This window comes from Sphingomonas sp. UBA978, from assembly GCF_002292295.1.
Classification (GTDB): domain Bacteria; phylum Pseudomonadota; class Alphaproteobacteria; order Sphingomonadales; family Sphingomonadaceae; genus Sphingomonas.
On sequence record NZ_DBBS01000020.1, the window covers coordinates 366,345 to 392,290 of the forward strand.

The following is a 25,946-nucleotide window of genomic DNA, read 5'->3' on the forward strand; positions in this document are numbered from 1 at the left end:
CGGTGACCGCCGCCGCCCCTCCCGCCAGCATCGCGATCCTCGGCGGCGGCACCGCGGGCTGGATGGCGGCTTGCCTGATGGCCAAAGCGTGGCCGCGCTGCGCCATCACCGTCGTCGAATCGCCGGAGATCGGCATCGTCGGCGTCGGCGAAGGCTCGACCCCGCAATTGAAGGCGCTGTTCGACACGCTCGGTATCGCCGAGGCCGCGTGGATGCCGGCGGCGGATGCGACCTACAAGACCGGCATCGCCTTCCACGGCTGGGGCGACGGCACGCCATCCTATTTCCACCCCTTCGCGGGCCAGATCGACCTGCATACGCAGGGGGCGTTCTTCGCCAGCACGCGCGCGCGGCGGCTGGGGGCGGACGTGCCCGCGCACCCCGATCGCTTCTTCCTCAACGCCCGGCTGGCGGCGGCGGGCAGGGCACCGCTCGCACCCCCCAGTTTTCCGTTCCACATCGGCTACGGCTATCATTTCGACGCGCACAAGGTCGGCGTGGTGCTGCGCGACCATGCGCTGGGGCGCGGCGTCGTGCACCTCGCGCGCCGCGTCACCGACGTCGCCGTCGTCGACGGGCGCGTCGCGCGCCTCGATCTCGCGGGCGGCGACAGCATCGCCGCCGACCTTTTCGTCGATGCGAGCGGTTTCCGCTCCGTCATCGCGCAGGGGGCACTCGGCGTGCCGTTCCGCTCCTTCGCCGGCAATCTGTTCGCCGATCGCGCCGTGGTCATGCCGACCCCGCGGGCCGGGCAGCTGCCGGTGCAGACACAGGCGACCGCGCTCTCCGCCGGCTGGGCGTGGGACATTCCGCTGACCACGCGCACCGGCAACGGCTATGTCTATTCCTCGCGCCATCTGTCGGCCGACGCCGCGGAAACCGAATTGCGTCGCCATCTCGGTCTGCTCGATGCCGACGTCGCCGCGCGCCACCTGACGATGAAGGTCGGTCGCGTCGAGACGACATGGACCGCCAACTGCCTCGCGATCGGCCTCGCGCAGGGGTTTGTCGAACCGCTCGAGGCGACCGCGCTGCACATCGTCCAGGCGACGGTCGAGGGCTTCATCGCCGCGCAGGACGGCGGCGGGCGGGACGCGTTCAACGCCGCCATCGCCCGCCGCTACGAGGGCATCCGTGACTATATCGTCGCCCATTACCGGCTCAACCGCCGCTCCGGCGATTTCTGGCGCGAGAATGCCGCCAACGACGACCTGTCCGACGATCTGAAGGCGATCCTGTCCGCCTGGTTCACCGGCCGCGACGTCGGCGAGGTGATCGCGGCGCGCGACCTCGGCGGCTATTATGCGCCGATGTCGTGGGAGGTGCTGCTCGCCGGCTACGGCACCTTCCCCGACGCCGCCCGGCTGCGTGCGGCCGCGCCCGTCGCCGACCTCGCCGGGATCGACGCGCTGCTCGACGGCTGCCTGCTCAACTTTCCGCCCGCCGGGAGATTATCATGACTGCGACCCTGACCCGACCGCGGCAGAGCTGGGCCGGCCTTTTGAACATCTCGTTCGGCTTCTTCGGCATCCAAATCGGCTTCGCCCTGCAAAATGCGAACATGAGCCGGATCTTCCAGTCGCTCGGCACCAGCCTCGACGATCTGCCCGCTCTCTGGGTCGCGGCACCGCTGACCGGATTGCTGGTGCAGCCCGTGATCGGCCATCTCAGCGACCGCACCTGGCTCGGCCGCCTCGGGCGGCGGCGGCCCTATTTCCTCGCCGGAGCCATCCTCGCCGCCATCGCGCTGCTGCTGATGCCGGAAAGCCCCGGGCTGTTGATGGCGGCGTTGCTGCTGTGGATGCTCGATGCGTCGCTCAACGTCTCGATGGAGCCGTTCCGCGCCTTCATCGGCGACATGCTCGACAAGGACCAGCACGCCGCAGGCTATGCGGTGCAGACCGCCTTCATCGGCGCGGGCGCCGTGTTCGGGTCGATCTTCCCGTGGCTGCTCGAACATCTCGGCGTGTCGAACGTCGCGGCGGGCGGCGGCATTCCCGATACGGTGCGCTACGCCTTCTGGTTCGGCGGCGCGGCGCTGTTCCTCGCGGTGCTGTGGACGGTGCTGACGACGCGCGAATATTCGCCTGCCGAGATGGCCGGCTTCCACGGTGCCGTCGCGGACGATCAGGCCCACACGACGCAGGTGCTGGCGGCGCGCGGCGTCGGCGGCAGCATCGCGTGGATCGTATTGGGTGGGACCGTCATCGCCACCGTCGCGGCGCTGGGGCTGGAAAAGGAAGTGTATCTGCTCGGCGCGCTGCTCGCCGCCTACGGTCTCGCCAGCATCATTGCCATCGCGCGGGCGCGGAGCGGGCGGCCGGCGGACATGCTGGGGCATATCGTCGGCGATTTCGGCGGCATGCCGGTGCTGATGAAGCGGCTGGCGGTGGCGCAATGCTTCAGCTGGTCCGCGCTGTTCATCATGTGGATCAACACCACGCCGATCGTCGCCGGCGCCTTCTACGGCGCGCCCGATGCGCAGGGCCCGGCCTATCAGGCGGGGGCGAACTGGGTCGACGTGCTGTTCGCGACCTATAACGGCGTCGCTGCCGTGGCCGCGCTGACGCTGCTGCCGCTGCTGGCGAAGCGGATCGGACAGGCCGGCACGCATATCGTCGGGCTGCTGTGCGGCGCGGCGGGGTTTGCCAGCTTCTTCGTCATCACCGACCCGCAATGGCTGTTGCTGAGCGAGATCGGCATCGGCATCGCCTGGGCGTCGATCCTCGCCATGCCCTATGCGATCCTCGCCTCCAGCCTGCCGCAAGCCAAGCTGGGCATCTACATGGGCCTCTTCAACGTGTTCGTCGTGGTGCCGCAATTGCTGGTGGCGACGGTGATGGGTTCGATCACCAAGCATTTCTTCCCGGCCGAGCCGATCTGGACGCTGGCCTTTGCGGCGGGCGCGCTGCTGCTGGCGGCGGTGGCGATGCTGCGGGTCAACGCCAGCCGGTAATCGCCCGGCCGCGGTCGACGTCGTGTTCGACCATCTGCTGCGTCAGGCGCAGGAACAGGCGCTGCGCCTGACGCCACGCGACCAGCCGGGCGCCCCGGTCACGCGGGCGCTCGCCGACGACCAGCCGGCTGCCCCAGCCGGCGATGGTCGCACCCACGTCAACGTCTGCGCCGGGCTGGATGACGAGCGAGGGGAAGGGCAGTCGCGCCTGCGGGGAGGCGAACAGGTCGCCCGCCTCCGGCTGCGGGGCGAACAGCAGCGCGCCGGCGATCCGGCCGACGTCGTCGGCGGGCGACAGCCGCGCCCACCAGGCACTCGCCGCGCAGCCGATGCCGTCCGCGATCAGCAGTACCCGCGCATCCGCCTCGCGCACCGCGCGGTCGAGCCGCGCCGCCCAGACATTGCGCTCCCCGCGCGACCGCACGTCGATCGGCACGGCCGTCGCGCCCTCCGCGGGCCAGCCGAACATCCGTTCCCATGACGGCGCGGGGCGATGCGCCTCGCCGATGGTGACGACGGAAAAGAGGTCGGTCGGAAAGCCTCCGGCGATGACGGTCATGCGCGTCCCACTCCCTGTTGATCTCGGCCGTCACGATCATGCGCGCTTTTCTGTGATACGCCAGCCAGGAAAAACTTCGCGCGGGGTGAGTGGAGCCACGGCCGTGTCGTGCTGCGGCCCGTTCCGCCGCCGAAGCTTTGCCGATAAGGCGGGGCGGCAGGCAGCTTGGGGACGGAATGACGATGCCGACGATATTGGTGACCGGAGTGGCGGGCTTCATCGGCATGAGCGTCGCCGACGCCTTGCTGGCGCGGGGCGATACCGTCGTCGGGATCGACGTCCTCAACGATTATTACGACCCCGCGCTCAAGCAGGCGCGGCTGGCCCGGCTGACGCAGCGCCATGGCGAGCGCTTCACCTTTCTGCGCGTCGATTTCGCCGATGCCACGGCGTTGCGCAGCGCGCTTGCGCCCCATGCCTTCGACCGGATCATCCATCTCGGCGCGCAGGCGGGCGTGCGCTATTCGATCGAGAATCCGGAGGCCTATGGTCAGTCCAACCTCGTCGGTCATCTCAACCTGCTCGAAGTGGCGCGGGCGCGGCATGTCGCGCATTGCGTCTACGCCTCCTCCTCCTCGGTCTATGGCGGCAACACCACGGTTCCGTTCCGCGTCGAGGATCGCGTCGACCGGCCGGTGTCGCTCTACGCCGCGACCAAGCGCGCGAACGAGGTGATGAGCGAAAGCTACGCGCATCTCTACCGACTGCCGCTCACCGGGCTGCGCTTCTTCACCGTCTACGGTCCGTGGGGCCGGCCGGACATGATGATGTGGATCTTCACCAAGGCAATGTTCGAAGGCCGCCCGATCCCGGTGTTCAATGACGGCAGGATGGAGCGCGACTTCACCTTCATCGACGATATCGTCGCGGGCGTGGTCGCGGCGCTGGACAATCCGCCGCCCGACGACGGGTGGGAGAAAGCGGGCGGCAGCATCGCGCCGCACCGGCTCTACAATATCGGCAACAACCGGTCGGAGCCGCTGGGGCGGGTGATCGGCCTGCTCGAAGCGGCGACGGGGCGGCCGGCGGTCCGGCAGAACCTGCCGATCCAGCCCGGCGACGTGGTCCGCACCGCGGCGGATATCGATGCGATCGCGCGCGACCTCGGCTATCGGCCGACGACGTCGATCGACGTCGGGGTGCCGCGCTTCGTCGACTGGTATCGCAGCTTCCATGGAATTTAGGCACGTGCTTCAGGGCGTGGCCGTTGCCCATGGTGCCCCGGCGAGCGTCCGCGCCAGATGGTCGATCAGCACCTGCACGCGCAGCGGCCGCAAAGGGCTGGGCGGTGTCATCAGGTGGAGCCCGAGCGCCGGCACGCTCCAGTCCGGCATCGCGACCTCCAGCCGCCCGTCGCGTATCTCGTGCCAGACGAGGAATTCCGGCTGCAACGCCAGCCCTTGACCGGCGAGCAGCGCCGGGTTGAGCAGGTCGGCATTGTCGGTCCACAGCCGCACCGGCGGCTCGACCGTCTCCTCGCCGAAGCGGGGATGACGAAAGCGCCACAGCCCGCGCGTCGCCCCGCCGGTATAGCCCAGCGCATGATGATCCCTCAGCTGGGCCGGATGGCTGGGGCGGCCGTGGCGATCGAGATAGGCGGGGGAGGCGACCAGCAGGAGGCGTACCGTGCACAGCCGCCGCGCCAGCAGCGAACTGTCCTCCAGCGCGGCGATGCGCAGCGCGATGTCGAACCCTTCGGCGACGAGGTCGACGCGCCGGTCGCTCAGCGCGAAGTCGAGCGTCACCTCCGGATAGGTTTCTAGAAAGGTGGGCAGGGTCGCGCCGACATAAGCGGTGCCGAACGACAGGGGCGCGCTGATCCGGACGAGCCCGCGCGCGACGTCGGACTGTTCCGCCGCCTCGTCCTCCAGCGCCTCGCCGTCCTGCAGGATGCGACCGGCGCGCGCCAGCGCGGCCCGCCCCGCCTCGGTCAGTGACAGCCGCCGCGAGGTGCGCGACAGCAGCGCCACGCCCAGCCGCACTTCGAGCCGGGCGATCGCCTTCGACACCGTCGGGTTGGACAGGCCGAGCGCCTGCGCCGCGCCGGCGAACGAACCGCGCTCGGCGACCTTCGCGAAGATCGCCCAGGCTTCGAGATCTGGCAGGCGGCGTGTCATTATCGGCAATGATGAGATGCCATCATTGCTATTTCGTCAAGTGGCGTTCGCCCTCATCTAGGACCCAACGGAACGATAACGGAGACAGAGCATGATCGAACGTCGCCCCTTCGCCACCCTCGGCGGTGCCAACCACGGCTGGCTCGATGCCAAGCATCATTTCTCCTTCGCCAGCTATTACGATCCCAAGCGGATGGGCTGGGGCCCGATCCGCGTCTGGAACGACGACACGATCGCCGCCGGCACCGGCTTTCCGCCGCACCCGCATGCCGATATGGAGATCGTCACCTATGTTCGCAGCGGCGCGATCACGCATCAGGACAGCCTGGGCAACATCGGCCGTACCGAAGCGGGCGACGTGCAGGTGATGAGCGCCGGGTCGGGCGTGCGCCATTCGGAGTATAATCGCGAGAGCGACGCGACGACGATCTTCCAGATCTGGATCGAGCCCAAGACGCGCGGTGCGGCCCCGTCCTGGGGCGCCAAGCCCTTTCCCAAGGGCGAACGGTCGGGGAGGTTCGTGACGCTGGCGAGCGGTTTCGAGGCGGATGGCGACGCGCTGCCGATCCGCACCGACGCCCGTATCGTCGGTGCGACGATCAAGGCCGGCGAGACGGCGGAATATGCGCTCGGCGCCGGCCATCACGCCTATCTCGTTCCGGCGACGGGGCGGATCGAGGTCAACGGCGTCGCGCTCGACGCCCGCGACGGCGCGGCGATCGTCGATGAAAGCGTGATCCGCGTCACCGCCACCGAGGATGCCGAGATCGTCCTGGTCGACGCCGCCTGACCCAGTCCTCCCGCCCGGATCTCTTGCGCTTTCCGGGCGGGACCACGAAGGTGATCCGATGAGCGACACCATCCTGATCTTCTACGGCTCCTACCGGTCCGACCGGCAAGGCATCCGACTGGCCGACTATCTGGTCGAGGCGTTCCGCGCGCGCGGTGCCAGCCCCGAGCTGATCGACGCCAAGGCGCTCGACCTGCCGATGCTCGACCGGATGTACAAGGAATATGCCCCCGGCGAGGCACCGCCCGCGCTCGAGGCGCTGGCGGGCAAGATCAAGGCGGCCGATGCGTTCGTCTTCGTCGCCGGCGAGTATAACTGGAGCGTCCAGCCCGGCCTCAAGAACCTGACCGATCATTTCCTTGAGGAATGGTTCTGGCGCCCCGCGGCGATCGCCAGCTATTCGGCGGGTCGTTTCGCGGGCGCCCGCGCCGGTCTGGCGTGGCACGGCATCCTGTCTGAGATGGGGATGATCGTCGTGTCGAGCACGCTTGCGGTCGGCGGCATCGGCAAGGCGCTGTCCCCCGACGCCGAGCCGATCGGCGACGGCGGCGCCAGCCTCGCCAGGGCGTTTCCCCGCTTCGCCGACGATCTGGCGTGGTGGACCGAGGCAGCGCGGGTACAGCGCGCCGCCAAGGCTCCGCCTTACTGAGCGTCCGCCGCCTTGCGCTCGGCCCGGAAGCGGTGGAGCAGGGGTTCGGTGTAGCCGCTCGGCTGCGCGATGCCGTCGAACACCAGGGCGCGGGCGGCGCGATAGGCGATGCTGTCCGCCTCGTGGCCGCGCATCGGGCGATACAGCGGATCGTCGGCATTCTGGCCGTCGACCTTCGCTGCCATGCGACCGAAGGCGGCATCGACCTCGGCTGCCGTGGCGATGCCGTGGAGCAGCCAGTTCGCCATATGCTGCGACGAGATGCGCAGCGTCGCGCGATCCTCCATCAGGCCGATGTCGTGGATGTCCGGCACCTTCGAACAGCCGACGCCCTGATCGATCCAGCGGACGACATAGCCCAGGATGCCCTGCGCATTGTTGTCGAGCTCGGCGCGCACTGTGTCGGCCTGCCAGTTCCGCCCGGCCTCGGCGACGGGGATGGTCAGCAGGTCTGCCAGCGGCGCGACGGCTTCCGCCGTGCGCTCGCGCTGGCGGGCGAAGACGTCGACGCGGTGGTAATGCGTCGCGTGCAGCGTCGCCGCGGTGGGCGAGGGGACCCAGGCGGTGTTCGCCCCCGTGCGCGGATGGCCGATCTTCTGGTCGAGCATGTCGGCCATCCGGTCCGGCGCCGCCCACATCCCCTTGCCGATCTGCGCCTTGCCCGACAGGCCGCAGGCGAGCCCGATCTGCACGTTGCGATTCTCATAGGCGGTGATCCAGGCGGCCGTCTTCATCTCGCCCTTGGGGATCATCGGCCCGGCGTGCATCGCGGTGTGCATCTCGTCGCCGGTCCGGTCGAGGAAGCCGGTGTTGATGAACACCAGCCGGTGACGGACGGCGTGGATGCACGCAGCGAGGTTGGCGCTGGTGCGGCGCTCCTCGTCCATCAGCCCAACCTTGATCGTGTGGCGCTTGAGCCGCAGCAGGTCCTCGACCGCATCGAACAGCCGGTCGGTGAAGGCGGCTTCGGCCGGTCCGTGCATCTTCGGCTTGACGATATAGATCGATCCGGTGCGGCTGTTGCCGCCCTTGTCGTGCAGCGCGATCAGCGACGTGACGATCGCATCGAGGATCCCCTCCGGTGCTTCGCTGCCGTCGGGCAGGCGGATCGCCGGGTTGGTCATCAGATGGCCGACGTTGCGCACGAACAGCAGGCTGCGTCCGGGCAGCGTCAGCGTGCTGCCGTCGGGCGTGGTATAATGGCGGTCGGGATCGAGCGCGCGGGTGACGGTGCGGCCGCCCTTGGCGAAGCTGGCGGTCAGATCGCCCCGCATCAGGCCGAGCCAGTTGGCATAGGCCGCGACCTTGTCCTCGGCATCGACCGCGGCGACCGAATCCTCGAGGTCGCAGATCGTGGTCAGCGCGGATTCGAGCATGACGTCGGCGATGCCGGCGGGATCGTCGCGACCGATCGGATGGCTGCGATCGATCACGATCTCGATATGCAGGCCATTGTTGCGGAACAGCAGCGTGCCGCCGGCGCGACCGACGAATTGCGCGGGATCGATCAGATCGGGCGTGCCGCCGGTCCAGTCGGTCCAGCTGCCGCCGGCGAGCGGAACGGCATCGTCGAGAAACGCCTTGGCCCAGGCGATCACCTGCGCGCCGCGCGCCGGGTCGTAGCCGCCGGGCTTTGCCGTGCCGGGGAGGGCATCGGTGCCGTAGAGCGCGTCGTACAGGCTACCCCACCGGGCGTTGGTGGCGTTGAGCAGGAAGCGGGCATTGAGGATGGGCACTACCAGCTGCGGGCCTGCCATCAGTGCGATTTCCGGGTCGACGTTCGTCGGATCGATCGCGAAGGGGGCGGGTTCGTCGACCAGATAGCCGATTTCGCGCAGGAATTCGGCATAGCCCTCAGGATCGGCGCCATGGCTGCGGTGCCAGTCGTCGATCGCCGCCTGCAACCGGTCGCGTTCGGCGAGCAGCGTGCGGTTCTCCGGCGCGAACCGCGCGTAGATCGCGGCGACGCCCGACCAGAAGGCGTCCGGGGCGATGCCGGTCCCGGGCAGGGCGCGATCCTCCAGGAACGCAGCGAGTTCGGGGGCGATCTCAAGGCCGGCGCGGTTCGTCATCTGTCTGTCCTCTCACAGTGACGCGACGATAGGGAGTGGATCATCCGTTCGCTAGCGGGCAAGATGTTAAAACACTTTGTCGTCAGGAGAACGAATGGCACTTGATCCCGACTATGCGTTGTTCATTGCCGTCGCAGAGGGTGGCAGCCTGTCGGCGGCGGCGCGGAGTCTGCGGATCTCGCCGGCGATGGTGTCGAAACGGTTGCAGCGGCTGGAGGGACGGCTGGGCGTTACGCTCGTCCACCGGACGACGCGGCGCCTCGCGCTGACCGAGGCGGGGGAAGGGTTCCGCGGCGACCTCGGGGCAATCCTCGCGGCGCTGGGCGAGGCGGAGGCGCGGGTCACCGGCGCGCGCGGGATCGCGGCGGGGCCGCTCCGCGTGTCGGCGCCGACCTCGTTCGGGCGGCTGCACGTCGCGCCGCATCTCGCCGCCTTCCTGACCGCGCATCCCGCGGTAGAGCTGACCTTCGACCTTGGCGACGGCTTCGTCGACCTGCTTGGCGACCGGGTCGATTGCGCGATCCGGATCGCCTCCGCGGTGCCGCCGACCGTCGTCGCGCACCGGCTGGCGAACAGCCGCCGCATCCTCTGCGCGGCGCCCGCCTATCTGGCGGCGCAGGGCATGCCGGCGACGGTGGAGGACCTCGCCGCGCATCGCCTGCTGGCGGCGGCGGGGCAGATGCCGTGGCGGCTGGTCGCAGGCGGGCGCACGCTGCAGGTCGAGCGCGACAGCCATGTCCGCACCAATTCGAGCGAGATGGTCCGCGAACTCGCGATCGGCGGCGTCGGCATCGCGCTGCGATCCTTGTGGGACGTCGGCGACGCGCTGCGCGACGGCCGGCTGGTGCGGGTGCTGCCGGGCTGGGAAGGTTCGCAGGACGTCGGCATCTATGCGGTCCATCTGCGCAGCCCCGCTGTCCCACCCGCGGTCGCGGCGTTCGTCGCCTTCCTGCGCGGCGTGGTCGACGAGGCGGCATGGGACGGGTGATCCCGCGCCGTCAGGCCCGGTCGCGACCGCTCAGCTCCGCCCCGGCGCGCGGATCGAAGCGCATGTTGACGAAGATCGCGAGCAGCGAGATCGCCGTCACCGTCCAGAAGGCGAAGCTGAAGTCGGGGAACGCCACCGCCTGCCGCCCCTGCCACAGCATCGACACGTGGAGCGCGGTCGCCCCGATGCAGATGCCGAGCGACAGCATCAGCTGCTGGAAGGTCGAATAGAAGCTGGTCGCCGCGCTCATCCGCGCCTTGTCGATCTCGTCATAGGCGATCGTGTTGTAGGCGGTGAACTGGAACGACATCAGGAAGCCCGACACGACCAGCACCGCGAACACCACGGGCAGCGGCCAACCGGGGCGGAACAGGCCGCAGGCGGCGTAGCCCGCGGTGGCGCCGAGCCCCATCACGATCAGGCTGTTGCGAAAGCCGAAGCGTTTGAGGATGCGCCGCGCCAGCCCCTTCATCCCGAACGAGCCGATCGCGGTGGCGACGGTCATCACCCCGCTCTGCGCGGCGGACAGGCCGAAGGCGAGCTGCATCATCAGCGGCAGCAGGAACGGCTGCGCGCCCTGCGTGATCCGGGTCAGCGAACCGCCGACCACCGACAGGCGGAACGTCGCGATCCGCATCAGCGACAGGTCGAGGATGGGGTGCGCGGCGCGGCGGGCATGACGCCAATAGGCGAGGCCGAACAACGCGCCGATCCCGACCAGCGCCGCCGTGAGCGTGCCTTCTCCCGGACGGCTCGCCATTTCGAACCCGAACAGCAGGCAGCCTAGCGCCGCGCCCGACAGGACGAAGCCGGCGGGGTCGAAGGGATGCGGTGCCTCCTCGCGGATATCGGCGATGAAGCGGCCGACGAGGACGATCCCGAGAATGCCGATCGGCAGGTTGAGCCAAAAGATCCAGCGCCAGTCGAGATAGGTGACGATGAACCCGCCGAGCGGCGGCCCGAGGATCGGCCCGATCAGCGCGGGCATGATGAGCCAGGACATCGCCGACACCATGTCGCGCTTGGCGACCGATCGCAGCAGCACGAGCCGCCCGACCGGCATCATCATCGCGCCGCCGACACCCTGGAGGAACCGCGCGACCGCCATCCATTCGAGGCTGGGGGCGAGGCCGCAGGCGAGGCTGCCGAGTACGAAGACGCCGATCGCGGCGCGGAACACCGGCCGCGCGCCGAACCGGTCCGCCATCGTGCCCGAGGCGGGGATGAACATCGCGAGCGCGAGCAGATAGGAGGTCAGTGCGATGCTTATCGCCGGGGCGGCGACGCCGAAATCGCGCGCCATCGTCGGCAGCGCGGTGGCGAGCACGGTCGCGTCGAGATGCTCCATGAACATCGCGGTCGCGATGATGAGCGCGACGGTGCGGTAGTTGCGGGTCGGCGGTTCGCCGCCCTCGTTATCCGCGGTCGTCGCGATCCCGTCGCCGGCAGGCACGATGCCGTCGCGGACCTCGGCATTGACCGACGCTATCCCCCGTCGTCGCGGCCGCAATAGCTGGCGCGGGTCGAGGGCGGCGGGGATGTGGAGATGCATGACGGGCGTAACGACTTTCTCGCGCGGATCGGGCCTCTCCGGACATGCGGGGGCCGATCCTTGTCATGGGGCCGTATCGCTGTCCTATCCCCATATAGGTACGATCGACCGCTAGGCGAGGGGCCGGACGCATCCGGCAACGCGATCAGGACAGAGTTGCGGCTGCGGCCAGGGCGCGCTCGCGCGCTTCGCGATGGCCGATCATTTTCGGGGGATAGGCGTCGGGGCGGGCGCCGGCCTCGTCGGGATCGTGGATCGTCGCATCGGTCAGGTCGCGCAGTTCCGGCACCCATTCGCGGATATAATCGGCGGCATCGAACTTCTCCGACTGCCCGAGCGGCGCCATGATCCGGCCGAACATATTGGCGTCGACGCCGGTGCCGGCGATCCACTGCCAGTTGACGGCATTGTTGCCGTAATCGGCATCGACCAGACAATCCCAATACCAGCGTTCGCCCTCGCGCCAGTCGATCAGCAGGTGTTTGACGAGGAAGCTGGCGGCGATCATCCGCACGCGATTGTGGATCCAGCCACTGGTCCACAATTGCCGCATACCGGCATCGACGATCGGATAGCCGGTGCGCCCCTGTTGCCACGCCTCGAGGTCGCGCTTCGCCGCGGCGCCCTTGCGCCACGGCAGCGCGTCATATTTGGGCCGGCCGTTGACGTCGCCATAATCGGGCAGGGCGAGCAGCACGCCGGAGGTGAAGTCGCGCCATGCCAGTTCGCGCAGGAAGGCGCCGGCATCCTTCGTGTTCCCCAGCGCATGATAGACGCTGCGTGGCGAAATCTCGCCATGATGGAGATGCGGGGACAGGCGCGACGTTCCCTCTTCGGACGGCAGGTTGCGCCGCCGGTCGTAGGCGGCGACCTCCTGTGGCCAGCCCTTCGCCTTGGCCAGTGCCTCCGCCTCACCGGGCGTCCAGTCGTGGTCGAAACTCTGCGACCAGTCGGGCGCGGTCGGCAGCAGTTTCCAGTCATCGAGGCGATCGCCCGCCGGCCATCGCGACGGTGCCGGGATGGTGTGCGGGACGGGGAGCGGCTCGTCCGGCGGCAGCTGCGATTGCAGCGCCTTCCAGAAGGACGAAAAGACCTTGAACGGCGTGCCTGCGCCGGTGGTGACGTCCTCCAGCCGGACGAGGTGATTGCCGTCGTACAGCGCGAGCGCATCGCCGAGCGCTGCCTCCGCCTCGCGCCACCACGGCTCGTAATGGCGGATGGCATGGATGCGGGTCGCGCCCGTCTCCTCCATCAGCGCCTTGAGCGCGTCGCCCGCCTTGCCGCGCCGCAGGATCAGGCGGCTGTGCTTGGCCTTGAGCGCCTTGTCGAGCGCGGCAAGGCTGTGGTGGAGCCACCAACGTTGCGCACCGCCGATCGCCCAGGCGCCGGGTGCATCGTCGTCGAGGATGTAGACGGGAATGACCGCGCCGTCATGGGCGGCGGCGACGAGGGCGGGCTGGTCGTGGAGGCGCAGGTCCTGCCGCAGCCACAGGAGGGTCGGTTCTGTCATGCGCCTGTCCAAGCGGCTGGCGGTCGGGGAAGTTCCTGTGCGTCGTCACACCCGGCTTGTTCGCGCGCGGCGGGGCGCGCAGGAGGGGGCATGACACGATTCCTCGCCTTGTTGCCGCTGGTGCTGGCGGCCTGTTCCCCCGCCGCGCCCGATCCGACCCCGCCGCGGCTGCCGGTGCCGATCCGCGGGTCCGACGCCATGACGCTGGTGCGCGGCCCGGCGCTCGAACGGCTGGTGCGGGGCAGCGTGCAGAGGCGCGCCGCGGTCGGGGCCGCCGCGCCGCCGACCGAACGGTTCGCCGCGACCGGCGATGGCTATACGCTGAGCTACGACCGGCCCGACACCAGCGGCCGCTACCGGATCACCCCCGACCGCGTGTGCCTGCGCTTTACCGGCGATCGCAGCGCCTATTGCCGCTTCTACCTGACCGACGCGCAGGGCGGGGTGTGGATGGCGGAGGACGATCGCGACTATCCGCTGCACATCGCGGCGGTGACCGTAACCCGCGGGGATTAGGGCCATGGCCCGTCCCCGCGGGTGACGGTCACGCGACCATCGCGGCGCCCGCGATGATCTTGTCGAGCGTGATCGGATATTCGCGGACCCGCACGCCGGTGGCGTTGTAGATCGCATTGGCGATCGCCGCGCCGACGCCGCACAGGCCGAGCTCGCCGACGCCCTTCGCCTTCATCGGCGACGACATCGGATCGACCTCGTCGAGGAAGATCACCTCCTGATGCGGGATGTCGGCATGGACCGGCACCTCGTAGCTGGCGAGGTCGTGGTTGACGAAGAAGCCGAAGCGCTTGTCAACCGCCAGTTCCTCCATCAGCGCCGCGCCGACGCCCATGGTCATCGCGCCGATCACCTGGCTGCGCGCCGCCTTCGGGTTGAGGATGCGCCCGGCGGCACAGACCGCGAGCATGCGCCGGATGCGGATCTCGCCGGTATAGGCATCCACCGCCGCCTCGACGAAATGCCCGGCGAAGGTCGATTGCTGTTCCTTCTTCGCGAGATCGCCGAACTCGATCGCATCCTCCGCCGACAGGCCGGCATTGCCCGCCGCCTCGGCGAGCGGCACGCTGCGGTTGCCCGCGGTGACCTTGCCGTCGGCGAACTGCACGTCGGCCGAATTGAAGCCGAGCTTCTGCGCCACCGCCTCGCGCAGCTTCATGCAGGCGGCATAGACGCCTGCGGTCGAGCTGTTCGCGCCCCACTGGCCGCCCGACCCGGCCGCAGCGGGGAACGAGCTGTCGCCGAGCAGGACGATGACCTTGTCGAGCGGCACGCCCATCACTTCCGCCGCGGTCTGCGCGATGATCGTGTAGCTGCCGGTGCCGATGTCGGTCATGTCGGTGGCGACCGTCACCATGCCCTTCCGGTCGATGCCGACGCGTGCGGCGGACTTCATCGTGATGTTGTTGCGGAAGCCCGAGGCGACGCCCATGCCGACCAGCCAGCGGCCGTCGCGGACCGACCGCGGCTTCGGCTTGCGCTGCGACCAGCCGAACTTGTCCGCGCCCATCCGCAGGCATTCGATCAGCTGCCGTTGCGAGAACTTGCGCTCCGGCTTTTCGGGATCGACCTGCGTGTCGTTGACAATGCGGAACTCGACCGGGTCCATCCCCAGCTTTTCCGCCATCTCGTCCATCGCGACCTCCAGCGCCATCAGACCGGGCGCCTCGCCCGGCGCGCGCATGGCATTGCCTTCGGGCAGGTCGAGCACGGCGAGCCGCATCGACGTCAGCCGGTTGGCGCCGGCGTAGAGCAGCCTGGTCTGCGCGACCGCGGTCTCGGGACCGCCGCCGGGCAGATCGCCCGAACCACTCTCGTGCGCGATCGCGGTGATCTTTCCGTCTCTTCCGGCGCCGAGGCGGATACGCTGGCGGGTCGCCGGACGGTGCGTCGCATTGTTGATCATCAACGGCCGCTGCAACGCGACCTTCACCGGGCGGTTGGCCTGTCGGGCACCGAGCGCCGCGAGGATCGCGTCGGCGCGGACGAACAATTTGCCGCCGAAACCACCGCCGATATAGGGCGAGATCAGCCGGACGTTCTCCTTCGGGATGCCCAGGGTCTTCGCGACCTCGCCCTTGCCCCAGGCGATCATCTGGTTCGACGTCCACAGCGTCAATTTGTCACCCTGCCACGATGCGATGCTCGCATGCGGCTCCATCATCGCGTGGCTCTGGTCGGGCGTCTCGTACAGCGCGTCGAGCTTTACCGGTGCAGCGGCGAACGCCTTCTCGAAATTGCCGACGCGGTCGACGGGCGGCTGCCCTTCTTCGGCGGGCTTCAGCGGCGCGGTCTTGAGCGCGGCGTCGAGGTCGAAGCGGCCCTGATCGCGTGCATAGTCGATGCGGATCAGCGCGGCGGCGGCGCGTGCCTGTTCGAACGTCTCGGCGACGACCAGCGCGATCGCCTGATGGTAGTGATCGACCTGCGGGCCACCGAGCAGCTTGGCGGTGTTCATGTTGCCCTTGCCGAGCGGTCCGGCGGTTTCGGCGGTGACGATCGTCAGCACGCCCGGGGCCGCCTTCGCCGCGCCGAGATCCATGCTCGCGATCCGGCCCTTGGCGATGCCTGCGCCGACGACATAGCCATAGGCCGCATTGGGGGCGACGTCGTGCCGTTCATAGGCATAGGGCGCCTTGCCGGTCGCCTTGAACTTGCCGTCGATGCGGTCGGTGGGCTTGCCGATGACCTTGAGCTGGTCGATCGGGTTCTGGCCTGCGGGGGTGTCGAACTTCATGCTGCGTCTTTCGCTTCGGCCATCACCGCGGCGAGCGTGCGCTCGACGAGGGGGACCTTGAAGGCATTGTCCTGGGTCGGGCGGGCGCCGGTGAGCAATCGCGCGGCGGTCGCCTTGGCACCCTGCGGCAGGACGGCTTCCGCCGCATCGACCCGCCACGGCTTGGGGGCGATGCCGCCGATCGCGACATGGCCGGTGCCGTCGCGCTGAAGGATCGCCGCCACCGAGACGAGCGCATAGGCATAGGACGCGCGATCGCGGACCTTGTGGTAGATATGCGTGCCGCCGACCGGCTTGGGCAAGGTCACCGCGGTGATGAGTTCGCCCGCCCGCAGATTGGTGTCGATGTGCGGGGTATCGCCCCACAGCCGGTGGAAGTCGGCGATCGGGATCCGGCGAGTCTGGCCGTCGGGCTGCACCGTCTCCACCGTCGCATCGAGCACGCGCATCGCCACGGCCATGTCGCCGGGATAGGTGGCGATGCAGGCGCTGCTGGTACCGATGATGCCGAGCTGCCGGCTGTAGCCGCCGATCGCCGCGCAACCCGAACCGGGCTTGCGCTTGTTGCACGGCTGGTTGGTGTCGTAGAAATAGGGGCAACGCGTCCGCTGGAGCAGGTTGCCCGCCGTGGTCGCCTTGTTGCGCAACTGCCCGGACGCGCCCGCGACGATCGCACGCGACAGCACGCCATAGTCGCGCCGCACGCGCGCATCGGCGGCGAGATCGGTGTTGCGCACCAGCGCGCCGATCCGCAGGCCACCGTCCGCGGTCGGTTCGATCTTGTCGAGCGCCAGCCGGTTGACGTCGACCAGATGCACCGGCTCCTCGATCTGCAGCTTCATCAGGTCGAGCAGATTGGTGCCGCCCGCGATGAACTTCGCGCCCGGTTTCGCGGCGACGGCCGCTGCCGCAACCGCAGGGCTTTCCGCCCGTTCGTAGGTGAACGCCTTCATGCCTTGGTCCCCGCGACGTCGCTCATCGCCTCGATGATATTGGAATAGGCGCCGCAGCGGCAGATGTTGCCGCTCATCCGCTCGCGCATCTCCGCGGCGGTTGCGGTCGGTTTGGCGGTGATATCCGTCTGCACATGGCTGGGGACGCCGCGCTTGATCTCGTCGAGCACCGCGACGGCCGAGCAGATCTGGCCCGGCGTGCAATAACCGCACTGATAGCCGTCATGCTTGATGAAGGCGGCTTGCATCGGATGCAGGTCGTCGGGCTTGCCGAGCCCCTCGATCGTCGTGATCTCGTCGCCGTCGTGCATCACCGCGAGCGTCAGGCAGGAATTGATCCGGCGGCCGTCGACCAGCACCGTGCAGGCGCCGCACTGGCCGTGATCGCAGCCCTTCTTGGTGCCGGTCAGCTTCCAATGTTCGCGCAAGGCGTCGAGCAGCGTCGTCCGCGTGTCGAGGTCCAGGCGGTTCAGTCGCCCATTCACCTTCAGCGTCACCGGCATGGTCGGCGGCGCGGCGCGGTCCTGCAGGGGCGGCGGGGCCGCCTCGGCGGGCATGGCGGTTGCCGCCACGCCGATCGTCCCGCCCGCGATCACGCCGCGGCGGGACAGTCGTAGTTCATCCTGGCTCATAAGAGGCCCCCTGATACAATTGAAAACGCCGCGATATCGCGATCGCGGCGTTCACTGGCTCTGGAGGTGCCCTAACGTGCCGAATCCATCCAAAGCAAACGCTTGGTGGAGATACGCGGCGGGACAGGTCCAGGTTCCGCCCAGGGCGGGCGGAACCCGGAATTTGCCGGTCAGAAGCCGATATGGGCGCCGGCCGACACGATCAGTGCGCTGGCGTCGCGCAGGAAGCCGTTGGTGGCGATCGGCGTCTGCACCGCGGTGCCGGCATAGGCGGCGGTCACGCGGTCGATCGACGAATCGTCGATCTTGACGTAGTTCGCGGCCAGATCGATGCCGAAGCGCGGCGTCAGCTGGAAGGTGCCGCCGGCACCGTAGTTCCAGCGGTTGCCGTCCGGCACGCGCGCATCGCGCAGGCCGTTGCGGGTCGGCGTCGTGCCATGCTGGACGCCGGCACGGAGCGTCAGCTGCGGCGACACGGTATAGTCGATACCGCCGGCGAGGCTGTAGCTGTCGCGATAATTCTGAGGCAGCGCGGTGTTGAGCGGCGCGCCGAGGCGGATCGCGTCGAACTTGCTCCAGTTGTAGCGAACCGCCTGGCCGTTGAGGGTCAGCGCCGGAGTGGCGCGGATCCGCGCGCCGACGATCACCTGCGCCGGGGTGTAGAAGCTCGCCTCGACGCCATCCAGCGTGCGGTTCTGCGCGGCGAGCGGGCCCTGCAGCCCCTCGACCAGCAGGTCGCCCTTCAGCGTATGCTCGATGCGTGACTTGTAGCTGACGCCGACCGTCGCCCAATCGTTGTGCATCTGGAAGCCGGCGGTCCAGCCGAGATCCCAGCCGTCGCCTTCGAGCCGCTGGCGGCCGTCGGGCAGCGCCGCCGACAGGTTGGGCAGGGCGTTGCCGAGGCTGGCATAGACATGCTCGACGTTGGCGGCGCCGCCGACGCGCAGCCAGTCGGTCAGCGCGACCGCGATCGACGGCTGGATGTCGAACGTGCGCAACTTGGTGCGGGTCGCGCTGTAGCGGGTCCAGCTGGTCGAATCATAGTCGGTGGTGAAGCTGTACGGCGATGTCACCGCGAGGCCGAGCGCGACCGGGCCGAACGGCAGCGCGATCTGGCCCGAGGGCAGGATGCCGTTGTCGATCGGGTCCTTGGCGAGCTGGTCGCCGCCGATCGGCGCGAACTGGCCGCCGGGGCGGCGGATGACCGTGCCGTTGTTGACGACGTCGCCCTTGGGACGGATCATCGATGCATTGATCGCGGCCTCGCCACGCTCCATCCCGGCGATCGAGGCCGGGTTCCACCAGAGCGACTGCGGGCCGGTATCGGCCACCTCGCCGGAAAAGGCACGGCCGGCGCCGCGTGCCGACTGTTCCTGCAGATAAAAAGCCTGGGCGTGCGCGACGGTGGCGAAACCGAACGAACCGATGAGGGCGGAGGCGAGCAAGGGAGCCTTAAGACGCAATGACATAGCGATGATTCCTGAATGTGGTTGGGAGATAATGGCGGGCGGACGATAGCAGGCTGCCGTGCCCGATCGACCGACCGGGCCGGACGTGCCGGCAGACGGGGAGGCGACCGTTTAGCGGACGCGGGTCCAGGTCTGCGTCTTGCAGAGCGGGACGAACACGCAGCCGCGGACCTTCAACGTATTGGCGTCGACCGGGGTCACCTTGGCCTTGTACGTTTTTCCATCGTCGGGATTGTAGATCTGGCCGCCGGCCCAGGCGTCGCCGTCGGCGGTGAAGCCGCTGATGAGCAGCAGGCCGCGCAGCGGGCGGTTGCGCTGCGCCGCATTCTGGTTGTTGGCGTCCTTGAGGTCGGGCTGCTGGCGGAGCAGTTCGGAGGAGATCAGCCGGCCGCAGATCGACGCGCCGCAGCGCTGGATCTCGACGATGCCGTTGCGCGTCTCGGTCTTCCAGCGGCCTATGGCGGTGTCGGGGGCGGGCGCCGGTGCTGCGGCGGCGAGCAGCGCGCCGAGGATAAGAATGGACATGGGGTAATCTCCTCTCCATGGCCCCGCTAACAGCCGCGGGTGCCGGTCCAGCCGGGGTCAGCTTCGCGCCGTATCTGTACGGTCGCGGTTACGGGTCGAATATGGCGCCGGCCACCTGAACGGTAACCTAATGGCGAGCGCCCTGCCGTATACGGCAGTTAGCGGCCCGCCTAAGCCGTCCAGCACTTGTGTCAAGTGACATGACGTTCATCGGCGCCGTCCGGCGCGGCGATCCGCCCCCTCCGCCGTCCGAGCGGGACGGCTGGCGGAGGGGGCATTCGGTCAGTTGCGCAACGGCTTACCCGTGGTCAGCATCTGCTGGATGCGCGCCTGCGTCCGCGGGTCCTTCACCGCATCCATGAACGCTTCGCGTTCCAGCGTCAGCAGATCGTCCTCGGCGACGATATCGACGACGTCGGCCTCGCCGCCGGTCAGCACGTTGGCGAGTCGGCCGGAGACGACCTCGTCATATGCGGTCGCCATGCCCTTCTTGCGGAAGCCGTCGACCACGCCGGCGATGCCCGTGCGGCCGCTCTCGCCGGGCAGGCGGAACGTGGGCTTCTCCGGCGGCGCATAGCCGGCGACGAGGCCGAGCGCCTTCGCCTTGGCGTCGGCCAGCAGGCGATCGCGGTTCATCGTGATGCCGTCGGTGGGGCGCAGGAACATCATCTCCTTCGCCAGCGCCGCGGACTTGGACACCTGCGCGGTCGAGATCGTCTCGAACGCCTTGGCGACGGCGGGCATCGGCCCGCGCGGCATCAACGGCGCCTTCGATATCCGGTCGAGCATCTCGCCATTGCCACCCCAGCCGGGCAGCAGCCCGACGCCGCATTCGACCAGCCCGACGTAGGTTTCGGCATGCGCCTGCACCGCATCGCTGTTGAGCAGCACCTCGCAGCCGCCGCCCAGCGCCATGCCGGCCGGCGCCGCGACGACGGGGAAGGGGGCGTATTTCAGCGCCTTCAGCGCCTGTTGTCCGCCCGCGACGAGCTTTTCGATCTCGCCCCACATGCCGGCGGCGACGGCGAACATCGCCATGCCGAGGTTGGCGCCCGCGGAGAAGTTCGAGCCTTCGTTATAGATCACCAGCGCCTTGAACCGCTCCTGCACCAGCGGGATGGCCTGATGGATCAGCGCCATGATCTCACCGTCGAGCGCGTTCATCTTGGTGGTGAATTCGAGCGCCGCGACGCCGTCGCCGACATCCCAGAGCGCCACAGAGGCGTTCCGGAGCAGGGGTTCGGACGCCAGCTTGATATCCTCGAGCAGCAACACGCCGTCGCTGCGGACGACGTCGCGATATTCGCCGTCGAGGGTCAGGAACTGCCGCTTGCCCTCGACGACGCGGTAGAAGCTGCGGTCGCCGACCGTGTCGAGGATCGCCGGTACAGTGCGGCCCTCCTCGCGCAGCCGTGCGGTGACGGCGGCGGCGCCGATCCGGTCGAGCAGCTCGAACGGCCCGAACTTCCAGTTGTAGCCGAGCTTCATCGCGTCATCGATGGCGACGATGTCGTCCGCCGCCTCGCCGACCAGCATCGCCGCATAGGAGAGCGTCTTGCCGAGCACCTCCCAGGCATAGTCACCGACCTTGCCCGGCGTGGCGATCAGCGTGGCGAGGTCCTTTTCCGCCTTCGGCGGCAGCGCGGCGGGCTTCTGCCCCTCGCGATAGTCGCCGGTGGCGAGATCGAGCGCCAGCTTGGTCTTCGTCGCCTTGTCGAAGCGGTAGAAGCCGCCCTTGCCCTTGCGCCCCGTAAAGCCCTCGGCGATCATCCGGTCGACCAGCGGCATCGGCCGGACGGTGTCGAAATAGGGGTCGCCTTGCGGCAGCGTCGACGTCAGGCTCTTCGAGAGCAGCGGCATCAGATCGACGCCGACCAGATCGACCAGCCCGAAGATCCCCGTCTTGGGCACGCCCATCGGGCGGCCGCCGATCTGGTCGGCCTCCTCGACGGTCAGCCCCTGGTCCATTGCCGCGTTGATCGCGACGGCGAGCCAATAGGTGCCGATGCGATTGGCGATGAAGCCGGGCGTGTCCTTCGCCCGGACGATCCGCTTGCCCATGAAGCGATCGACGAAATCCTCGACGCGATCCGCGACGGCGGCGTCGGTATGCGCACCGCGGACGATCTCGATCAACCGCATGTAGCGCGGCGGATTGAAGAAGTGCGTGATGAGGAAGTCGGCCTTGAACTGGTCGGAGCGTCCCTCCACCAGATTCTCCAGCGGGATGGTCGAGGTGTTCGACGATACCGCCGTGCCGGGACGCTTCAGCGCCTCCAGTTTCGCATAGAGCGCCTGCTTGATGTCGAGCCGTTCGACGATCGCCTCGACGATCCAGTCGCATTCGGCGACGCGATCGAGATGGTCGTCGATATTACCGGTCTCGACCAGCTTCGCCGCGCCCTTCGACATGAAGGGGGCGGGATCGGTCTTGAGCATCTTCGCGACCGCGCCCTTCGCCACCGCATCGCGATCGTCCCCCTCGCGCGGCACGATGTCGAGCAGCAGGACGGGCACGCCGGCATTGGCGACCTGTGCGGCGATGCCGGCGCCCATGACGCCCGCACCGATCACGCATACCTTCTTGATCTGATCCGTCATTATACGCGCTCCAGCACCGTGGCGATGCCCTGACCGCCGCCGATGCACTGGGTCGCCAGCGCATAGCGGCCGCCCTCGCGCTCGAGCAGCGCCGCCGCCTTGCCGACGATGCGCGCGCCGGTCGCGCCGAGCGGATGGCCGATTGCGATCGCGCCGCCGTCGAGGTTGATCGTCTCGTCCTTCAGGCCGAGATCGCGGATGCAGGCGATCGCCTGGCTGGCGAAGGCCTCGTTGATCTCGACCACGTCGAGGTCGGCGACCGAGACGCCGGCGCGGGCCAGCGCCTTCTGCGACGCGCTGATCGGACCGAGGCCCATCGTCGACGGCTCGATACCCGACACGCCGACCGCCTTGATCCGGGCGAGGATCTTGAGGCCATGCTTCTTCGCGAAGTCCTCGGAGGTCACCAGCACCGCCGACGCGCCGTCGGTCAGCGGCGAAGAGGTGCCGGCGGTCACCGATCCGTCCAGGCTGAAGGCGGGCTTGAGGCCGCCGAGCGCCTCGACGGTGGTGTCGGGACGGATCGTGCCGTCCTCGCTGACGGTGCCGGCCTTGGTCGTGATCGGCACGATCTCATCGGCGAGCCGGCCATCGGCGCGCGCGGCGGCGGCCTTCTTCTGGCTCTTCACGGCAAAGGCATCCTGCTCGCCGCGGGTGATCTGATATTTGGTCGCGACGTTCTCCGCCGTTTCGCCCATGCCCATGTACGCACCCGGATTCGCCTTCGCGAGCGCCGGATTCGGCATCGGGTTGTAGCCGCCCATCGGGATGCGGCTCATCGATTCGAGGCCGGCGCAGATGAACGCCTCGCCCGCACCGATCTGGATCTGGCCCATCGCGATATGGATCGCGCTCATCGACGATCCGCAGAAGCGGTTCACCGTCATGCCGCCGACCGACAGCGGCAGGTCGGCGAGCAGGCCGATCAGGCGCGCGACGTTAAGCCCCTGCTCCCCTTCCGGAAAGGCGCAGCCGAGGATGATATCCTCGATCTCGGCAGCGTCGACGCCGGTGCGCTCGATCAGCCCGCGGATCGTCTGCGCGGCAAGATCGTCGGGGCGGACGCGGGCGAGTGCGCCCTTGCCGGCGAGATGAAAGGGGGAGCGCGCATAGCCGGCGATGACGACGTTGGTCATGAAATCCTCTCTCTGATGGGCATTCGAGCTTGCGATATGCCGTATAGGTGCGATACCTTCCCATTACGTCAAGTAGCACGAGCGGACAATATGCTCGATGATCGACTTTGAGAGGAAGCATGGATGAGCGACACCGCCAAGGCAGACGTGGCCACCGCCGATGAGGCCGTAACGGCACCGCTGGCGATCAAGCAGGGCGTCGCGCTGTCCGCCCGGCCGCGCCTCCTCGGCGAATTGCTCGACCGGTCGGTGGCCCGCTTCCCGAGTCGCGCGGCGATCGACTTCATGGGGCGGGTGACGACCTGGGGCGATCTCGGTGCGGCGGTGGATCGCGCCGCGGCGGGGCTGCAGGCGCTCGGCGTGGTGAAGGGGACGCGCGTCGCGCTCTGCCTGCCCAATACGCCTTACTATCCCATCCTGTTCTACGCGACGCTGAAGGCGGGCGGCATCGTCGTCAACGTCAACCCGCTCTACGTCGAGCGCGAGCTGACGCACCTGATCCACGATTCGGGGGCGGAGATCATCGTCACCTGCGACATCGCCGAGATCCAGGCGCGCGTGCTGAAGGTCGCGGGCGAGACGGGGCTGCGCCACGTCGTCACCTGTTCGATCGCGGACGCGCTGCCGACCGTGAAGAAATTCGCCTACAAGCTGGTCAAGCGCAAGGAGATCGGCCGCGCGCCGCGCAGCGCGCAGCATCTGCATTTCCCCGACCTGATGGCGCACGGGCAGCGGCCGACGCCGGTGCCGGTCGCGCCGGACGAGATCGCGGTGCTGCAATATACCGGCGGCACCACCGGCGTGCCCAAGGCGGCGATGCTGAGCCATGCCAATATCGTCGCCAACACCGATGCGATGCTGGTCCATGTCGGCGGCGAGAGCGCCGAGCAGGATCGCGTGCTCGGCGTGCTGCCGCTGTTCCACGTCTTCGCGCTGACCAACGTGCTGACCTTCGCCACCCTGGTGGGTGCGGAGATGATCCTGTTGCCGCGGTTCGAATTGAAGCAGCTGCTCGCCACGCTCAAGCGGACGCGGCCGACCTATTTCCCCGCGGTGCCGACGATCTACAATGCGCTCGCCAATCTGGGCGCGGACCAGCGGCCCGACCTGTCGTCGGTGAAGGTCTGCATCTCGGGCGGTGCGCCGCTGCCGATCGAGGTGAGGCACGCCTTCGAGGCGAACACCGGCGCGAAGCTGGTCGAGGGCTATGGCCTGTCCGAAGCCTCGCCGATCATCACCTGCAATCCGTTCGAGGGCGTCAACAAGGAGGGGTCGGCGGGCCTGCCGTTCCCCGGCACGACGATCGAGATCCGCGACCGCGAGGATCCGACCCGGATCGTGCCGGCCGGCGAGAAGGGCGAGATCTGCGCCCGCGGGCCGCAGGTGATGGCGGGATACTGGCACAAGCCCGCCGAGACGGAGGCGGCGTTCGCCGACGGCGCGTTGCGCACCGGCGACGTCGGCTATCTGGACGCGGACGGCTATCTCTTCATCGTCGACCGGATCAAGGACCTGATCCTGTGCGGCGGGTACAACGTCTATCCGCGCGTGATCGAGGAAGCGCTGTACGAACATCCCAACGTGGTCGAGGCGGTGGTGATCGGCGTGCCCGATGCGCACCGCGGGCAGGCGCCCAAGGCCTTTGTCGTGCTCAACGAGCCGGGCGCGATCACCGGCCCTGGCCTGCGCGATTTCCTGCGCGACAAGATCAGCAAGATCGAGCTTCCCCGCGAGGTGGAAATCCGCGACACTCTCCCCAAGACTTTGATCGGCAAGCTATCCAAAAAGGAACTGGTCGAGGAAGAGTTGCAGAAGGCGGCACGTTAGACCGCGCGACGGGAGTGGGTGATGGACGGTCCGGGGGACGACAGGGGAGAGTTGCAGGGAATCCAGGAGGTGGCCGACATGCTCGGCATCACGCCCCGGACCTTGCGCTTCTACGAGGACAAGGGGCTGATCGAACCGTGCCGGATCGGGACGACCCGCGTCTACCGCCGGCGCGAGATCGCGCGGATGCAGCTGATCCTGCGCGGCAAGCGGCTCGGCTTCTCGCTGACCGACATCGCCGAATTCCTCGACCTGTACGATGCCGACCCGCAACATCTGGAGCAGATGCGGGCGCTCGCCGAGCGCGTGCGGATGCGGATCGACGAACTGGAACAGCAGCGCGACGCGCTCGACCAGACGCTGGCGGACCTCGCCAAGCTGGAGGGAGAGGCGCTTGCCCGCGTCCATGCGCACGAACCCGAGGCGCAGCGCGCGGCGGGGTGAGGGGCGTGCCGCGCCGGCTTGGTCTGGCTCCCTCTCCGCTGTAGAGCGAGGTGATGGCCGACCCCCGCGAAACCGAACTCCGCCTCGATCCGAAATATGACGCCGCCGGCCTCGTCACCGCGGTCGTCACCGATCGCGCGGGCGCGCTGCTGATGGTCGCCCATATGAATGCCGATGCGCTGGCGGCGACGCAGGCGACGGGCGAGGCGACCTTCTGGTCGCGCAGCCGGGCGCGGCTGTGGAAAAAGGGCGAAAGCTCCGGCAACGTGCTGCGCGTCGTCGAGATGCGGATCGACTGCGATCAGGATGCGCTGTGGATCATCGCCGATCCTGCCGGTCCGGCCTGCCATACGGGCGCGACGAGCTGCTTCTATCGCCGGATCGACGGCACGCGGCTGGTGCCGATCGGGTGAG

The 25,946-nt window shown here is 68.6% G+C and carries 22 protein-coding genes; 10 read left to right on the top strand and 12 right to left on the bottom strand.

Annotated features, from left to right (window positions below; genetic code table 11):
* The first annotated feature begins 2 nt into the window (after positions 1-2).
* Together B2515_RS14240 and B2515_RS14245 are read left to right on the top strand one after the other, a co-directional pair.
* Positions 3-1,460, top strand: coding sequence for a tryptophan halogenase family protein (locus B2515_RS14240; RefSeq protein ID WP_293877361.1), 1,458 nt, complete (start codon positions 3-5; stop codon positions 1,458-1,460).
* Positions 1,457-2,956 carry an MFS transporter gene (locus B2515_RS14245; RefSeq protein WP_293877363.1) on the top strand — a complete coding sequence of 500 codons (1,500 nt, stop codon included), beginning with the start codon at positions 1,457-1,459 and terminating at the stop codon, positions 2,954-2,956. Before B2515_RS14240 ends, B2515_RS14245 begins: the two co-directional genes overlap by 4 nt.
* Here B2515_RS14245 and B2515_RS14250 read toward each other — a convergent pair.
* Positions 2,940-3,515: an alpha/beta hydrolase gene (locus tag B2515_RS14250; protein ID WP_293877365.1), complete on the bottom strand. Its 576-nt coding sequence runs from the start codon at positions 3,513-3,515 to the stop codon at positions 2,940-2,942. The two genes, B2515_RS14245 and B2515_RS14250, sit on opposite strands and share 17 nt — an antisense overlap.
* 182 nt (positions 3,516-3,697) lie before the next feature.
* Here B2515_RS14250 and B2515_RS14255 point away from each other — a divergent pair, with 182 nt between their 5' ends.
* Positions 3,698-4,699 carry an NAD-dependent epimerase/dehydratase family protein gene (locus B2515_RS14255; RefSeq protein ID WP_293877367.1) on the top strand — a complete coding sequence of 334 codons (1,002 nt, stop codon included), beginning with the start codon at positions 3,698-3,700 and terminating at the stop codon, positions 4,697-4,699.
* A 9-nt stretch (positions 4,700-4,708) separates the two neighbouring features.
* Here B2515_RS14255 and B2515_RS14260 read toward each other — a convergent pair whose 3' ends face one another.
* Positions 4,709-5,632, bottom strand: a complete 924-nt coding sequence (locus tag B2515_RS14260; RefSeq protein WP_293877369.1) for a LysR family transcriptional regulator — start codon at positions 5,630-5,632, stop codon at positions 4,709-4,711.
* A 91-nt stretch (positions 5,633-5,723) separates the two neighbouring features.
* On the opposite strand from B2515_RS14260, the gene B2515_RS14265 reads away from it, so the two are divergent.
* Together B2515_RS14265 and B2515_RS14270 are read left to right on the top strand one after the other, a co-directional pair.
* Positions 5,724-6,422 (top strand): pirin family protein, encoded by a 699-nt coding sequence (locus tag B2515_RS14265; RefSeq protein WP_293877371.1) that lies wholly within the window; start codon positions 5,724-5,726, stop codon positions 6,420-6,422.
* Between the two features lie 58 nt (positions 6,423-6,480).
* The gene (locus B2515_RS14270) at positions 6,481-7,071 is read left to right on the top strand and encodes an NADPH-dependent FMN reductase (protein WP_293877373.1); all 591 of its coding nucleotides are present in this window, start codon (positions 6,481-6,483) and stop codon (positions 7,069-7,071) included.
* On the opposite strand, the gene B2515_RS14275 is transcribed toward B2515_RS14270, so the two are convergent.
* Positions 7,065-9,143, bottom strand: coding sequence for a malate synthase G (locus B2515_RS14275; protein WP_293877374.1), 2,079 nt, complete (start codon positions 9,141-9,143; stop codon positions 7,065-7,067). The genes B2515_RS14270 and B2515_RS14275 overlap by 7 nt on opposite strands.
* Before the next feature lie 94 nt (positions 9,144-9,237).
* On the opposite strand from B2515_RS14275, the gene B2515_RS14280 reads away from it, so the two are divergent.
* The gene (locus B2515_RS14280) at positions 9,238-10,131 is read left to right on the top strand and encodes a LysR family transcriptional regulator (protein WP_293877376.1); all 894 of its coding nucleotides are present in this window, start codon (positions 9,238-9,240) and stop codon (positions 10,129-10,131) included.
* A gap of 10 nt (positions 10,132-10,141) precedes the next feature.
* Here the strand turns inward: B2515_RS14280 and B2515_RS14285 are convergent, their stop codons facing one another.
* Entirely contained in the window at positions 10,142-11,683 is a 1,542-nt protein-coding gene (locus B2515_RS14285) for an MDR family MFS transporter (RefSeq protein WP_293877378.1), read from the bottom strand.
* A gap of 145 nt (positions 11,684-11,828) precedes the next feature.
* Positions 11,829-13,193 (bottom strand): cryptochrome/photolyase family protein, encoded by a 1,365-nt coding sequence (locus tag B2515_RS14290; RefSeq protein ID WP_293877380.1) that lies wholly within the window; start codon positions 13,191-13,193, stop codon positions 11,829-11,831.
* A 90-nt stretch (positions 13,194-13,283) separates the two neighbouring features.
* Between B2515_RS14290 and B2515_RS14295 the strand changes: the two genes are divergently transcribed.
* Positions 13,284-13,709, top strand: a complete 426-nt coding sequence (locus tag B2515_RS14295; protein ID WP_293877382.1) for a hypothetical protein — start codon at positions 13,284-13,286, stop codon at positions 13,707-13,709.
* A gap of 28 nt (positions 13,710-13,737) precedes the next feature.
* Here the strand turns inward: B2515_RS14295 and paoC are convergent, their stop codons facing one another.
* The 7 genes from paoC to B2515_RS14330 form a co-directional block, all read right to left on the bottom strand.
* Complete coding sequence (paoC, locus tag B2515_RS14300; protein ID WP_293877385.1) at positions 13,738-15,945, bottom strand: aldehyde oxidoreductase molybdenum-binding subunit PaoC; 2,208 nt, start codon at positions 15,943-15,945, stop codon at positions 13,738-13,740.
* Positions 15,942-16,898: an FAD binding domain-containing protein gene (locus B2515_RS14305; RefSeq protein WP_293877387.1), complete on the bottom strand. Its 957-nt coding sequence runs from the start codon at positions 16,896-16,898 to the stop codon at positions 15,942-15,944. The genes paoC and B2515_RS14305 overlap by 4 nt, the downstream gene beginning before the upstream one ends.
* Positions 16,895-17,530, bottom strand: coding sequence for an aldehyde dehydrogenase iron-sulfur subunit PaoA (paoA, locus tag B2515_RS14310; RefSeq protein WP_293877389.1), 636 nt, complete (start codon positions 17,528-17,530; stop codon positions 16,895-16,897). The genes B2515_RS14305 and paoA overlap by 4 nt, the downstream gene beginning before the upstream one ends.
* 170 nt (positions 17,531-17,700) lie before the next feature.
* Positions 17,701-18,999 (bottom strand): OmpP1/FadL family transporter, encoded by a 1,299-nt coding sequence (locus tag B2515_RS14315; protein ID WP_293877391.1) that lies wholly within the window; start codon positions 18,997-18,999, stop codon positions 17,701-17,703.
* A gap of 111 nt (positions 19,000-19,110) precedes the next feature.
* The gene (locus B2515_RS14320; RefSeq protein ID WP_293877393.1) at positions 19,111-19,524 is read right to left on the bottom strand and encodes a DUF2147 domain-containing protein; all 414 of its coding nucleotides are present in this window, start codon (positions 19,522-19,524) and stop codon (positions 19,111-19,113) included.
* Between the two features lie 282 nt (positions 19,525-19,806).
* Complete coding sequence (locus tag B2515_RS14325) at positions 19,807-22,125, bottom strand: 3-hydroxyacyl-CoA dehydrogenase/enoyl-CoA hydratase family protein (RefSeq protein ID WP_293877395.1); 2,319 nt, start codon at positions 22,123-22,125, stop codon at positions 19,807-19,809.
* Positions 22,125-23,261 (bottom strand): thiolase family protein, encoded by a 1,137-nt coding sequence (locus tag B2515_RS14330; protein ID WP_293877397.1) that lies wholly within the window; start codon positions 23,259-23,261, stop codon positions 22,125-22,127. Before B2515_RS14330 ends, B2515_RS14325 begins: the two co-directional genes overlap by 1 nt.
* 123 nt (positions 23,262-23,384) lie before the next feature.
* Between B2515_RS14330 and B2515_RS14335 the strand changes: the two genes are divergently transcribed.
* From B2515_RS14335 to hisI, 3 genes are read left to right on the top strand one after another with little or no spacing between them, the layout of a single operon-like run.
* Complete coding sequence (locus B2515_RS14335) at positions 23,385-25,088, top strand: long-chain-fatty-acid--CoA ligase (RefSeq protein ID WP_293877399.1); 1,704 nt, start codon at positions 23,385-23,387, stop codon at positions 25,086-25,088.
* A 21-nt stretch (positions 25,089-25,109) separates the two neighbouring features.
* Entirely contained in the window at positions 25,110-25,532 is a 423-nt protein-coding gene (locus B2515_RS14340; RefSeq protein WP_293877401.1) for a MerR family transcriptional regulator, read from the top strand.
* 53 nt (positions 25,533-25,585) lie between these two features.
* Positions 25,586-25,945 (top strand): phosphoribosyl-AMP cyclohydrolase, encoded by a 360-nt coding sequence (gene hisI, locus B2515_RS14345; RefSeq protein WP_293877403.1) that lies wholly within the window; start codon positions 25,586-25,588, stop codon positions 25,943-25,945.
* The last annotated feature ends 1 nt before the right edge of the window (position 25,946 follow it).

Coding starts and splice junctions, on each gene's coding strand:
- B2515_RS14265 (WP_293877371.1), top strand. CDS start 5,724: ATGATCGAACGTCGCCCCTTCGCCACCCTCGGCGGTGCCAACCACGGC.
- paoC (WP_293877385.1), bottom strand. CDS start 15,945: ATGAAGTTCGACACCCCCGCAGGCCAGAACCCGATCGACCAGCTCAAG.
- B2515_RS14330 (WP_293877397.1), bottom strand. CDS start 23,261: ATGACCAACGTCGTCATCGCCGGCTATGCGCGCTCCCCCTTTCATCTC.
- B2515_RS14325 (WP_293877395.1), bottom strand. CDS start 22,125: ATGACGGATCAGATCAAGAAGGTATGCGTGATCGGTGCGGGCGTCATG.
- hisI (WP_293877403.1), top strand. CDS start 25,586: ATGGCCGACCCCCGCGAAACCGAACTCCGCCTCGATCCGAAATATGAC.
- B2515_RS14340 (WP_293877401.1), top strand. CDS start 25,110: ATGGACGGTCCGGGGGACGACAGGGGAGAGTTGCAGGGAATCCAGGAG.
- B2515_RS14280 (WP_293877376.1), top strand. CDS start 9,238: ATGGCACTTGATCCCGACTATGCGTTGTTCATTGCCGTCGCAGAGGGT.
- B2515_RS14285 (WP_293877378.1), bottom strand. CDS start 11,683: ATGCATCTCCACATCCCCGCCGCCCTCGACCCGCGCCAGCTATTGCGG.
- B2515_RS14290 (WP_293877380.1), bottom strand. CDS start 13,193: ATGACAGAACCGACCCTCCTGTGGCTGCGGCAGGACCTGCGCCTCCAC.
- B2515_RS14295 (WP_293877382.1), top strand. CDS start 13,284: ATGACACGATTCCTCGCCTTGTTGCCGCTGGTGCTGGCGGCCTGTTCC.
- B2515_RS14320 (WP_293877393.1), bottom strand. CDS start 19,524: ATGTCCATTCTTATCCTCGGCGCGCTGCTCGCCGCCGCAGCACCGGCG.
- B2515_RS14255 (WP_293877367.1), top strand. CDS start 3,698: ATGCCGACGATATTGGTGACCGGAGTGGCGGGCTTCATCGGCATGAGC.
- B2515_RS14275 (WP_293877374.1), bottom strand. CDS start 9,143: ATGACGAACCGCGCCGGCCTTGAGATCGCCCCCGAACTCGCTGCGTTC.
- B2515_RS14260 (WP_293877369.1), bottom strand. CDS start 5,632: ATGACACGCCGCCTGCCAGATCTCGAAGCCTGGGCGATCTTCGCGAAG.
- B2515_RS14315 (WP_293877391.1), bottom strand. CDS start 18,999: ATGTCATTGCGTCTTAAGGCTCCCTTGCTCGCCTCCGCCCTCATCGGT.
- B2515_RS14245 (WP_293877363.1), top strand. CDS start 1,457: ATGACTGCGACCCTGACCCGACCGCGGCAGAGCTGGGCCGGCCTTTTG.
- B2515_RS14335 (WP_293877399.1), top strand. CDS start 23,385: ATGAGCGACACCGCCAAGGCAGACGTGGCCACCGCCGATGAGGCCGTA.
- B2515_RS14270 (WP_293877373.1), top strand. CDS start 6,481: ATGAGCGACACCATCCTGATCTTCTACGGCTCCTACCGGTCCGACCGG.
- B2515_RS14305 (WP_293877387.1), bottom strand. CDS start 16,898: ATGAAGGCGTTCACCTACGAACGGGCGGAAAGCCCTGCGGTTGCGGCA.
- paoA (WP_293877389.1), bottom strand. CDS start 17,530: ATGAGCCAGGATGAACTACGACTGTCCCGCCGCGGCGTGATCGCGGGC.
- B2515_RS14250 (WP_293877365.1), bottom strand. CDS start 3,515: ATGACCGTCATCGCCGGAGGCTTTCCGACCGACCTCTTTTCCGTCGTC.